Origin of the sequence: Tumidithrix elongata BACA0141 (assembly GCF_036349135.1) — a bacterium.
In the GTDB taxonomy this organism is placed as follows: Bacteria; Cyanobacteriota; Cyanobacteriia; order Pseudanabaenales; family Pseudanabaenaceae; genus Tumidithrix; species Tumidithrix elongata.
Genome location: NZ_JAZBJZ010000070.1, coordinates 16,071 through 27,503, shown reverse-complemented (window position 1 = coordinate 27,503; position 11,433 = coordinate 16,071). Strand labels below are relative to the sequence as shown.

Sequence of the window (11,433 nt, the reverse complement as noted above, 5' to 3'; positions counted from 1 at the left end):
TCTCGTGCCTTTCTGTTGCTCTTGCCTTGCTGCCGATTAGTCCAAACTAAAGTATCAAGGCGATCGCCCTAGAATTTGCTCGTTGCAAAATTTGCAACGAGTTCGGATCGACAATGGGCAATTTTCCTAGGTTTCTTGTTAGTGTCAGTTCGAGTTCGGATGTAAGGGGATTCCCTATCGGGCAGGGAGATCGGAACCTGAAGTTAGACCAAAAATAATTTATCAGGATCGAGATAAATGAGCCAAGGTTGAGGATATTGGTTGAGAACTTCCCACTTTTCCTTAAATACTTCTGCTTGGAGGTGGTAGTCCCAATCATGTTTGGGCGGTTCGTTCAATTTGACGTACAAAGTCATGCGAAAAGGAGTTTCGGTTGTGCGCACTAGCCAACAGGGAATGGTATTGCGCGGATAAGCGTGCGGGTGAGAAGCTTCTACAGGTTCAATCGACCTAGACTCGATCGACATTGATTTTGGCAAGTCTGCTTCGGGATCTAGTTCCTCGTGGAGCGTGGAATTTGCCAGCGTACTAAACCCGTTGCTTTCAAGCATGCTCAAAACATTTTTGCTCGAACTTTCTAGAAAGGCAATCTGGTGGGCGCGAATGCCGACATGGGTAGTTTGGTTGGATGCAGCGTAATTGACCTGTAGCCTGCATCCCCAATCCAGCGCCTCAACGGTCTGAGCAGAAATCTGTAATATGCGCGAGAAGTTTTTACAACCCGTCAGTCGAGCTGTTTCCACATTGGCGGGGCGATCGAAGACCGCAAACTTCTCACCGTAGCTCATTACCTGACCTCGATCTAGAACGAGTAGGTTTTGGCAAATGCGATAGGCTTCTTCAATATTGTGGGTGACAAACAGAGCGATCCCCGTATAGGTGCTGAGAACTGAGATCAGTTCCCGTTCCATTTGGCTGCGGAGGTGGGTATCGAGGGCTGAGAATGGTTCGTCTAAAAGCAGAATGTCGGGTTGAGTAATCAGGGCGCGGGCGAGGGCGACCCGTTGTTGCTGACCGCCTGAAAGTTGATGGGGGTAGCGATCGCCAAATCCTTGAAGTTCGATGTTTTGGATTTGCTCGGATACTTTTTGCCTGATCTGCGATCGCGCCAGCTCTTTGGGTAAACCGAAAGCGATGTTTTGGGCGACGGTTAAGTGAGGGAAAAGCGCATAGTTTTGAAATAGGAACCCCACAGATCGATCGCGGCTGGGCAGATGAATTCCCCGTTGCGCATCAAATAAGACCTTACCATTGAGAATGATTCTGCCAGTCGTGGGCTTTTCCATGCCAGCAATGCAGCGCAACAGCATACTCTTGCCTGTACCTGAGGCTCCTAAAATGCCAATGGCGCGATCTGTACAATGCAACTTTACTTGTAAAGCAAACTCAGGCAGCAGTTTCTCAATCTCGATTAGCAATCCCTGTTGGCGATCGGAAATTGGCAACTCGTGATTAGGAACATACTTTTTTCTTTTTCCTGTTTCTGTTTGTCTTAACAAGAGATGGGGATAACTTTCAGACTTGCGCTTACGGGCAATTGTCCAGAGATGTGCGCCTGCGATCGCAGAGAACGAAATCGATAGAATCACGGCTGTCCAGAGCCAAGCCTCTTGGGTTGCGCCTGCTTCCACCGCCGCATAGATAGCCAGAGGAATCGTGGTGGTTTGTCCTGGGATATTGCCCGCCAGCATTAACGTCGCACCAAATTCTCCTAAGCCTCTCGCAAATGCGAGGGTTGCGCCTGCCAAAATGCCTGGAAATGCTAAAGGTAAGGCAATTTGCCAGAAAACGCGAAACTCAGAAGCACCCAGAGTTTTGGCAGCACGGAGCAAATTTCCATCCACCTGCTCAAAGGCTGCTTGCGCGGTCTTATACATGAGTGGAAAGGTCACAACTACCGCCGCCAACACGCCAGCATACCAAGTAAAAATAAGATTGACATGAAAGACTTGCAGAAACTTCCCCAGCCAGCCATGTTGTCCGAGTAACTGTAACAGCAGAAAGCCCACGACTGTGGGGGGTAAAACGAGGGGTGCAAGGAACAAACTATCGAGTACCGACTTCCATTTGCCGCGATATTCTAACAACCCATAGGCAGCCGTAATTCCCAAAAAGAATGTGAAAAAGGTTGCAGTTGCCGCAACCTTCAGCGATATCCAAAATGGCGAAAAATCAAAGGGTACTGAATCCATACTTTTCAAATATATGCTTTGCTGGAGCGCTGGATAGAAACTCTAGATAAGATTTGGCGCTGGGTTGATTGGGACTTTTTTGCAAAACCGCGATCGGGTAGACAATGGGCTTATGTAACTTGGCATCGATGGTTTGCACGACTTTGACCTTTGTCGAAGTTTTGGCATCGGTCGCATAGACGATTCCTGCTTGGGCGTTGCCAGATTCCACAAATTGCAGCACTTGACGCACGTTATTCCCCAAGACAAATTTTGATTCTACAGATTGCCAAATCTCTAGCTTCTTTAAGGCTTGCTCGGCATACTGACCTGCGGGAACGCTACGGGGATCGCCGATCGCAATCCGTTCGATATTCGCATTGGTTAAATCTTTTAAATCGCTGGTATCACTTTTATCCGCAGGCACAATCAGGACGAGACGATTGCCTAATAGGTTGCGGCGCGTATCGGTAAGAATGAGATTACTTTTTTGGAGTTCGTCCATCTGCTTGGCAGCAGCGGAAATAAAGACATCGACGGGCGCACCATTCACGATCTGTTGGAGTAGATCGCCCGAGCTTCCAAAATTCGTGCGGACGTCAACGTTGGATTTTGATTTGCTGTAAAGAGGATTAATTTCACCTAGGGCTTCTTTTAGACTAGCCGCAGCCGAGATGGTTAGTTTGGCGTTCTTTTGCTCGATCGCAGGGGTAGTCGCTTGGCTCGTTGTCGGTGGAGTAGTTTTATCGCTCGTAGGGGAGGTGAAATTACAGGCAGCGATCGTGAATAGAGTGAAGACAATCAAACCAATGAAAGTAACAAGTCTTTTTCTGTTCATGGAAATAGGAAATATAATTTTTGCCACCCTTATATCTATCTTTAGAACAGCGGTAAGGATGCTGGTTGAGTTCAGTTGAATGCGATCGCTAGTCAGTGGCTACAATCACGTCAGATGCCTTAATCACAACATAAGCTTCTTTCCCTTCTTCCAATTCAAGGGTTTCAGCAGAGGATTTTGTGATAGTCGATATTACATGGATACTAGGTGCAATTTCAACAGATATTTCAGCACTGACTGCACCAATCTTGACTTTCTTAACCATACCCTTAAATGAATTGCGCGCACTAATTTTCATGGGTTTTCTTTCCTATTCTTGATTCTAAAAAAACGATAATCACCGCAAATAGAAAGACTATATAAGCATATAAGCTTTTAGTTATGCGGGGGGTGGATGTTACTTTTTGCAGGCTACAATATGGAAAATGTGCCAGTATCTCGGTTCGCCGAGAGGGGTTTGATCGGGATGCTCTTCTTCTTCAAAATGTTTTACGTCAAAGGGCTGGAGTAATGGCTCTACTTGCGCTCTAGAATAATGGGTCATGTTTGGATAAACGGTTGCCCATGAGTCGCGATCGCCAAATAGTTGACCGCAAAATCGCCCTCCATGGCGCAGCGATGCTGTAATTTTTTTCCACAGATTGGGGAAATCTTGTGGCAGACAAAAAGGGAGTGCGAAGCTGGAGTTAATTAAATCGACCGATCTTGGTAGAGCCAGTGACTCAAACTGCATCACCATCGATTCCAACAGCAGGGGATTGAAATCATTCCGATCGCGCAGTTTTGCGATCGCTTCTTCATTCCCATCAATTGCTAAGACTTGCCATTCTCGCCTCACCAATTCTACGGTATCGCGTCCATCACCGCACCCCAGATCGACCGCAAGGCGTGGCATTTGTGGCGACATCTCCTCATCAAATAGCGCCAGTGCTTTCCGTAAAGTTTCGCGAGGTGGACGACCAGCGATCGCCTGATAATAGGCAGACCAGTCGCGAGAAAATCTACTGGTTTCGGGAAAGTTGAGCATCGGTTTCATGAGGTTTCCATGGAAATGGGCAGAAACAAATTTGATTCTGATTTCGATTTTGCTTCCAATTTTGATAATTGTGGGATATAAAGGCTAAAGCCATATTTTGCAATAGTTTTAGCCTTTATCGTATCTACAAAGTCATACAGATCGACGCTTCACGGTTTCATGACTAACTAACGAGTTGTCCAGTACCAAGAACTTGGAAGATTTTAGGATTTTCGTCACAGTAGAGCTGAAATGCTGCTTTTTCAGGGACATCTGCGCCGCTTTGATAGATCATTTCTGCTTCAATATTTTCGACCAACGCCCAAGCAGTAGCGCATTCCTTCGATATAATTCCAGACCCAGCACAAACCGATTTTGCTTCGGCGATCGCGCGGGAGAGTTCGTTGCGAGCGACCACGACTTTGGGCTTCTCTAAAAAGTCACCCTTGTTGAGAATATCGCTTAAAGAGACAACTCCAAGGATACCTTCTCGAATCACAGGAGCCACATGGATGCCTGTGTTCGCAAATTTATTAATTCTTTATAAACTGACTTCTTCACAATACTTATAGGGAATTATAGAACTGAAATGCGTACGCGCTGCAAAGCTTTCAGGATGAAAACATCGAGTCGTAAGTGATTTATACGCATTGATTGCGAATTGATTGCGAAGTATGGAGTTTGTCACTGATTGCGATCTTACAGTTATATAGTTATACAAGTTATACATAAATGGGCATAACACCGTCACGCGTACTCTCTGTTTATTAAATCGCTATGGTAGAAAAGTTAAAACCCGATTGGGCAGGTGCCGATCTCCTCTCTCATGTTGTGAATCTCTTAATTCAAACCAAGCCCCTGTATCAACTGATGAAACTGCAAGCGCGTCGCATCATGATCGACACTGCTGAGAAAAAAGGCGTGGCGTGGCGCAAAAACTATCAAACCTTAGAGAATGGCTCTGCAAAATCGCTACTTGCCCCGATGACGAATTCTGCGATCGCTTATCCCGATTATTATCAAGTGCCTTTTCATGCCTACGAGCAGGGCAATTTATGCTGGCAAGCAGCCTTGGAAGCCCCCTCTGCGACCTATGCGATCGCGCTGCGGGTTTGGAAAAATGAATCCTTGACTTGGGAAGAAGCCCACGATCGCTTGCGTGGTTGTTTTCATCAGGCGATCGCTGCCTACTTGCCCGATCGATTAGAAAAGGTTTTAGATATTGGCTGTTCCGTGGGAATTTCGACGCTCACGCTCCATCGCTATCTACAAAAAAGGCAAACTGAACCGATTCAGACAATAGGACTGGATTTGTCTCCCTATATGCTTTCTGTGGCGAAGGTGTTGGATGAAAAACAAGAGATTGCGGAATGGGTGCATGGCAATGCCGAAAAGACAGATTTCGCCGATAACAGCTTCGATTTGGTGGCGATTCAGTTCCTTTTACACGAACTGCCTCAGCTTCCATCTAGTCAGATCTTTCGAGAAGTAAAACGGATTTTACGTCCAGATGGAATTTTAGCAATTGTGGACAATAACCCTGCTTCTCCAGTGATTCAAGGCTTGCCACCAGCTCTGTTTCTATTGATGAAAAGCACGGAACCTTGGAGTGATGAGTACTATACCTTCGATTTAGAAGGTGAAATTCAACGGGTAGGACTAGACTACAAGTCAACTGTTGCCAGCGATCCGCGTCATCGAACCCTCGTTGCAGTGAAGTCTACTGCCGACTAGACTTTTATGGGCGATTTGGCGATTTTCTACTATTTTATTGATCCTGCATTAGGGATTCACGGCTTGAACTGACCATACTTGCTGCCGATCGCGAATCTCACAAACATAAATAGAACGATTTTGCGGTTCTCCATATAGTTCCAGGCGATCGATCTGTATGGGGTCTAATAATAAAAGACAGAAAGTATCTAAGGGAGTTTCGGGACTTGGTGGCAGGGGTAAAAATGCAGCGGGATCGGACACTCTTGGTTGTCGAGAATGCGGCCAGCCAAATTGTACCCGCCCTGCATCCGATAGTTCTTGCCAAGCAATTTGTCGAGCAGTTTGGAGATCTGATTTGGAAGCGTGGTCGATCGCGCGTAACTTACCCCGCAGACGGAACTGTTCGCGGGTTTTAGGGAAATACCAACAGGCTTCAGCCAAAGGATTTAAAGCAATCTGTTGGATTTTGGGGCTGCGGCGATCGCAAACAAATTTGAGGTGATTGGTATCAGGTAGAAATCCTCGAAACACCACGGTGCGATTGGCAGGATACCCATCCAGGTCAATGGTGGCAAGTTGTAAAAAACGCGCTTCGGGTTGATTTTGATGCAGATCGAGGTTGCGATCTAAAAGCGATCGCCAAGGGGCCAATTCCATAAAATCACAAATCAATGGTGTAGTTTAGTTTAGGCAGATCTCTATCTAAAGCTGCTGAAATTTTAAGGATATAGTTCCAACTATGTTAGATCGTTTGCGGGTGGCAGTTGTGCATGAGTGGTTGGTTGACTACTCAGGCTCAGAGAGAGTATTAGAGCAAATTTTGCTATTGTTCCCACAGGCAGATTTGTATGCGATCGTCGATTTTTTACCTGACGAGCTACGCGGCTTTATTCAGCATAGGCAAGTTCGCACCTCATTAATTCAAACCTTACCATTTGCGAAAACCAAATTTCGGCAATATCTCCCTTTGATGCCTCTAGCGATCGAGCAGTTCGATCTGTCTGGCTATGACCTCGTGATTTCCAGCGCTCATGCCGTTGCGAAAGGCGTTCTCACGGGGCCCGATCAACTGCATATCTCTTACGTGCATTCCCCCATTCGTTATGCATGGGACATGCAGCATCAATATCTTCGAGAATCTGGACTAGAGAAGGGGCTAAAAAGCTGGTTGGTAAGGTGGTTTCTGCATCAAATGCGCCTATGGGATACTCGCACTGCTAACGGGGTAGACTTCTTCGTAGCAAATTCAGCTTTTATTGCAAGGAGAATTCAAAAGGTATATCGCCGTTCCGCTGCAGTGATCTATCCTCCCGTGGATGTCACGAATTTTGATTTATGCGAACAGAAAGAAGACTTTTATCTGACTGCCTCGCGGTTTGTGCCTTACAAACGCGTGGACTTGATCGTAGAGGCATTTAGTCAACTTGGCGATCGCGAGTTAATTGTGATCGGTGATGGTGGCAATGCTAAGGAGTTGCAAGCGATCGCGGGCAAGAATGTCACGTTTTTAGGATATTTACCGCCCACGGAGTTACGCAAATATATGCAACGCGCCAAAGCATTTGTGTTTGCTGCCGAGGAAGACTTTGGGATCACACCCGTTGAGGCTCAAGCCTGTGGTACGCCTGCGATCGCCTATGGCAAAGGTGGCGTTTTAGAAACCGTAAGGGGGTTGGATTGCGATCGACCTACAGGTGTTTTCTTTGCCGAACAGTCCGTCGAAAGCCTAAAGTCAGCGATTATGCTGTTTGAACAGGAGTGCGATCGGATTCAACCCAGCAATTGTCGCGATCGGGCAATGCACTTTGCCCCTGAGCGATTTCAACAAGAATTCAGCAACTTTATCGCTCAAGCTTGGGCGGCAAGGGCACGCTAAAACTAATCGAGTTGCTATAATGAAAGATGAGCCCAAGCAACGCTTTGCTGTTATCAGTTTCAGCAATCGATCAAGGAAATGTTTGGGACTTGCTCCATCGGCTGATTGCATGGATATTACTGCCTTGCATGTAATAATTGCAAAGCGATGTGGCAGTATTAGGGGGAAGCTACGTTGATTCTTAAGGTGTTACTAAACTTTTGCTGTAACAATGCCAACAGGATCTTAGGGGGGATCTTGAGGGGCTTGCTGAATAGATTTTCAGCACAGTTTCTAGCTTGATTCTATGTCGTTTCAGATAGAACTGGTTTATTGCTTACAGTTGATTTTGTGTAGGTTGTACATACTAAGTTGATGTGTACAAGAAAACTGTTTATGAATGGAATTTAAGGATATGTATATCCTGCTCGCACGAATATCATATAACTACAAGAAATAGGAATGAGTCTATGCAGTCGGCAGAACTTTTGGAACAGGGGCAATTGCTGCGTCGGCAAGATCGAGCATCTGCCATACATTATTTTGAGAAATGGTTAAATATTGCAGATGAGCGTACCGATCGCTTGGCTTTAGCAACGGCATCTATGGAATTAGCCTTAGAGTTGATCGAGATTAGCCAACCTGAAGGGTTACTCCGTGCTAATAGTTTACTACAAAAAGCCGAAGATTTACTAAAAAATTATCCCAGCAATTGCGATCGGCAAAAAGCCTACTTACATTACTGTCAAGGTATATGGGCATTAAAGCAAAATAATCTAGCAGATGGTATTTCTCTACTTCAAGCTGCCTATCAAACCTACGAGCAAATTAACGATCTAGAGGGGCTGGCGCTCACCGATGATGCCTTAGGCAAGTATTACGCTACGATCGGTGATTTCCAAACAGCACTATTTCACCTAGAGCGATCGCTGTCACTGCGGCAAGAACTCGATGACGAACATGCCAAAGCGATTAGCTTTGGGCATTTGGGAAGGATCCATTTACAAATTGAAGAACTGGATCCCGTTGAAGACCTATTTCAGACTAGTCTAGAGATTGGACTTGCCTACGAAGATGAAGTGCTGCGCATCCAAGCTTTGTCAGGTTTGGCACAACTAGCGATCGCGCGGTCTCAATGGCAACTAGCGATCGCCATGATTCAAGAAGCCCTAGACTTGACCCAAGAACCTTTAGATACCAAACGAGTTGCCTATTTATCCCTTGATTTTGCAGAAGCACTCTTGGGAGACGATCGGTTAGAGGATAGCCTAAAATCGATCGATCTTGAGGTCATGCCTCGATTTGTCAAACTGCAAGACAAAGTAGGGATTGCCGTTGCTAAACGCATGCGGGGTCGGATTCTCTACCGCAGATTGTTGGATGGGCTAGACACCTTAGAGGAGGACACGATTGAAATTGCTGAAGATACCCTCCTTGATGCTTCGATGCTGTTTGAGCAAGCCAAAATGCCCCAAGAGTATGCTAAAACGCTCTATGACTTGGCTTTTCTCTATCAGTTGTGTCTCAATTCTCGCTTTAAATATCAGTATCAGGGCAAATCCGTGCGATCGCTCGAACTGGCTTTGAATGTCCTAGAGCAATATAACCAAGGCAACACGCGACTGGCTTCGCAAATGGAAGCCATGCTAATGCATGCGATGGGTGGAGCGCTCTAATCGAACACCTTACTTCCAAACCTTAATGGTTTTATCGGTACTACCACTGATGAGGGTTCTATCTTTAGGGCTAAATGCTAACGATAGGACTGGTAAGGTATGTCCAGTTAATGTTTGCAATAACTTACCTGTCCGCACATCCCAAATCTTGATCGTTTTATCCGATCCACCCGTAGCAATAATTTGACCATCAGGGCTAAAAGCTAGGGTCAAAATCGTACTGGTATGCCCCGTCAAGCTGCGAATTTCATTACCTGTGGTGGCATCCCATAGCTTAACGGTTAGATCTTGACTGGTACTAGCAATCAGTTTGCCATCGGGGCTAAAGGCGACTGCTCTCACCTGTGATTTATGACCTTTTAATGTCCGAATTTCTTTACCGGTTGCTGCATCCCAAATCTTGATGGTTTTATCAGCACTACCACTGGCGATCGCTTTGCCATCAGGACTAATAGCAACAGAAAGTACAAGCCCTGTATGTCCAGAAAAGGTGCGGATTAGTTTCCCTGCACGCCAATCCCATAATTTAATCGTTTTGTCAGCACTGGCGCTGACTAGTAGCTTATTCGTCGCATCAAAGGCAAGGCTATAAATTGGCCCCGTATGACCTGAGAGTTTATTGAGAGGACGACCATTGCGAAAATTCCATAGTTGAATGGTCTTATCTGTCCCAGCACTGGCGAAGGTATTGCCATCACGACTGGTAGCGATCGCATTGACTCCTGTCACATTTGCCGATTGCTCGGTTAAAGTCAAAAATGCTTTGCCCCCTTTGGTATCCCACAAACGTAGGGTTTTGTCATAGCTACCACTCACCACCGTATGTCCATTGGCAGAAAATGCTACGGCTCTAACCCAGCCATCATGCCCTGTGAGCGTGGACTTTATTTTGAGCGGTGCGAACGGCAAAGCAGGCGGAGCGGTCTCTGTCGCTACGGTTGTTGGCGTTGGTGCAGGATCGTTCGAAAAACTTTGTGTGAGATAAAAGGCTCCACCAGCTATGAGTGCAGCAGCAGCAGTCCCCCCGACAATCAGGGGTAGCGTTTTTCGCTTTGAATCTCCTTTCATACCGAACAACCTAACATGGGTTGGTGCTAAATTTGGGTCAAGGATATAGAGATCGTTCAAAACCTCTTGAGCTGACTGATAACGCTCCTCTTGGTTGTGATTTACCATGCGATCTAGAATTTTGCTCAGATCGGAGCTAACACTGGCATGAACTTGCCAATCGAGGGCATTCGTTATGTTGTTATAGTTGAGTTGGCTGGGATGCAAACTGGTCAGTAGCTGAATTGCGGTTAAGCCAAGCGCATAAATATCTCCACTCGGTGTAAGTTGTCCTTCCGTTTGCTCGGGTGGAATATAACTGGGGGTTCCTACAATGGGCTTAGAGCGAGTCTTTGGATCCGTTGAATTTTGACTATGCAGGTGAGGCGTACAGATCCCCCTGAGCATGACAAAATTTACCAGAATAATTTTGCGATCGGACTGTCGCCGAATCAGATTTTTAGGATTGAGATCGCCATGCACGATCTGAAATGCATGGATAAACTTGAGCGTGATAAGAATTTCATGTAAAAGCTCAGTGACTTCGCTATCGCTAAAGCATTGATCTGATTGAATCTCATTGCTGAGCGCCGTTCCAGGAATTACTTCCTCGACAATAAAGAACTCCTTGTCTTGCTCAAAGAAGGACAAAACGTTAGGGCAGCGATCGCTTTGTAGTCCGAGTTGTTTTAACTTAGGTGCTTCTGCAAAAAATAGCTCTCTTGCTGTGGCGAGCGTGGCACTATCGGTGTCAGCAGGACGAAAGCACTTGATAATACATTGCGAAAAACTTTGCTTAGAGGAATCCTCAGCCAAATAAGCTTGACTACAACAATCACAGTCCAGCGTTTGAATGATTCGGTAGCGTTGATCTAGTAGTTCTCCCAGCATTGATGTTGCACTTGTTGGCATTGCTAGTCCCCGTAGGTTACGACAGTTTTAGAGTGGTTAAATCTAGCTATCGTCTTGTAGAGCCACCAAAATAACTTATAAAGTCAATATTTCATCTTTACTAATATTATAGTTTGCGTGAATTTTGTTTTTAGTCATAAGTAAAGCTGATAACTCTAATGGAGGGGCTTCAGATAATCGATGACAACTTTGTTCGCACTTTT

10 protein-coding genes are annotated in these 11,433 nt (G+C 45.8%); 3 read left to right on the top strand and 7 right to left on the bottom strand.

Annotated features, from left to right (window positions below):
- Positions 1-203: 203 nt before the first annotated feature.
- From modB to V2H45_RS16285, 5 genes are all read right to left on the bottom strand, one after another.
- Positions 204-2,192, bottom strand: a complete 1,989-nt coding sequence (modB, locus tag V2H45_RS16305; RefSeq protein WP_330484718.1) for a molybdate ABC transporter permease subunit — start codon at positions 2,190-2,192, stop codon at positions 204-206.
- Positions 2,173-3,009 (bottom strand): molybdate ABC transporter substrate-binding protein, encoded by an 837-nt coding sequence (modA, locus tag V2H45_RS16300; protein WP_330484717.1) that lies wholly within the window; start codon positions 3,007-3,009, stop codon positions 2,173-2,175. The genes modB and modA overlap by 20 nt, the downstream gene beginning before the upstream one ends.
- Before the next feature lie 88 nt (positions 3,010-3,097).
- A complete protein-coding gene (locus V2H45_RS16295) occupies positions 3,098-3,307 on the bottom strand; it encodes a TOBE domain-containing protein (RefSeq protein ID WP_330484716.1) in 210 nt (69 codons plus the stop codon).
- A 99-nt stretch (positions 3,308-3,406) separates the two neighbouring features.
- Positions 3,407-4,045: a class I SAM-dependent methyltransferase gene (locus tag V2H45_RS16290; RefSeq protein WP_330484715.1), complete on the bottom strand. Its 639-nt coding sequence runs from the start codon at positions 4,043-4,045 to the stop codon at positions 3,407-3,409.
- A 163-nt stretch (positions 4,046-4,208) separates the two neighbouring features.
- Positions 4,209-4,532, bottom strand: a complete 324-nt coding sequence (locus V2H45_RS16285) for a CP12 domain-containing protein (protein ID WP_330484714.1) — start codon at positions 4,530-4,532, stop codon at positions 4,209-4,211.
- 269 nt (positions 4,533-4,801) lie between these two features.
- Between V2H45_RS16285 and V2H45_RS16280 the strand changes: the two genes are divergently transcribed.
- Positions 4,802-5,758 (top strand): class I SAM-dependent methyltransferase, encoded by a 957-nt coding sequence (locus V2H45_RS16280; RefSeq protein WP_330484713.1) that lies wholly within the window; start codon positions 4,802-4,804, stop codon positions 5,756-5,758.
- A 48-nt stretch (positions 5,759-5,806) separates the two neighbouring features.
- Here V2H45_RS16280 and V2H45_RS16275 read toward each other — a convergent pair whose 3' ends face one another.
- A complete protein-coding gene (locus tag V2H45_RS16275) occupies positions 5,807-6,397 on the bottom strand; it encodes an Npun_F5749 family FMN-dependent PPOX-type flavoprotein (protein ID WP_330484712.1) in 591 nt (196 codons plus the stop codon).
- An 82-nt stretch (positions 6,398-6,479) separates the two neighbouring features.
- Between V2H45_RS16275 and V2H45_RS16270 the strand changes: the two genes are divergently transcribed.
- Together V2H45_RS16270 and V2H45_RS16265 are read left to right on the top strand one after the other, a co-directional pair.
- Positions 6,480-7,616 (top strand): glycosyltransferase family 4 protein, encoded by a 1,137-nt coding sequence (locus V2H45_RS16270; RefSeq protein ID WP_330484711.1) that lies wholly within the window; start codon positions 6,480-6,482, stop codon positions 7,614-7,616.
- A gap of 449 nt (positions 7,617-8,065) precedes the next feature.
- The gene (locus V2H45_RS16265; protein ID WP_330484710.1) at positions 8,066-9,271 is read left to right on the top strand and encodes a tetratricopeptide repeat protein; all 1,206 of its coding nucleotides are present in this window, start codon (positions 8,066-8,068) and stop codon (positions 9,269-9,271) included.
- Between the two features lie 9 nt (positions 9,272-9,280).
- On the opposite strand, the gene V2H45_RS16260 is transcribed toward V2H45_RS16265, so the two are convergent.
- Entirely contained in the window at positions 9,281-11,230 is a 1,950-nt protein-coding gene (locus tag V2H45_RS16260) for a serine/threonine-protein kinase (protein ID WP_330484709.1), read from the bottom strand.
- Positions 11,231-11,433 lie beyond the last annotated feature (203 nt).